This window comes from Thiorhodococcus drewsii AZ1 (assembly GCF_000224065.1).
Lineage (GTDB): Bacteria > Pseudomonadota > Gammaproteobacteria > Chromatiales > Chromatiaceae > Imhoffiella > Imhoffiella drewsii.
Map to the genome: position 1 here is coordinate 1 of NZ_AFWT01000138.1, position 574 is coordinate 574.

General features: G+C 43.0%; 1 protein-coding gene. It reads right to left on the reverse strand.

Going from position 1 to position 574, the window contains the following annotated elements; translation table 11 throughout:
* Positions 1–21: 21 nt before the first annotated feature.
* Positions 22–510, reverse strand: coding sequence for a hypothetical protein (locus tag THIDRDRAFT_RS23415; RefSeq protein ID WP_007043443.1), 489 nt, complete (start codon positions 508–510; stop codon positions 22–24).
* Positions 511–574: the final 64 nt, after the last annotated feature.

Genomic DNA, 574 nt, shown 5'->3' on the forward strand with positions numbered 1-574 from the left:
AAGGTCCTGGCTGCTTGATGATTAATACGCGCTCGCCCTGCAGGTTCGACCTGTTTCAAGTTCAGCTATTTTTTGCTCTAGTATGCTAATGATTTTTTCGTCAGTCGCAAATTCAGCTTCATCCTGCACTACAAATTGTCGAATTGTCTTAGCTCCTATCGCGAGTCGAAGAAATGCTTTTTCACCATAGTTTACAGGTTGACCAATAGTGACGTAATCGAACTCGCACTCGTTTCCATACCCTCCCCTGATTATCGAAAAGTATAACGAACAGAGTTCTTCCTGGTTGAGGTATTGATTGTCCTTAAATACCCTAAAGGAAACAATCGAGTTGTCAGCTAACTCTTGGTGCGGCATCAATTCCATGGCGTCACTTGCCTCCAAAAGACCAAGAACCTTATTCCTCCAATGGATTGTTTTCTCTTCGACTTCAATTTTATCAAGTTGATTGAAGGCTCTCATGCTGCTTAGGGCGCAAGCCCACTCAGCAAAGCTGAACGGTTTACCCATCCGCAAACGGAACCTTCTTCATTAATGACTGGGGAACTCATACATGGAGAATATACATGAATAT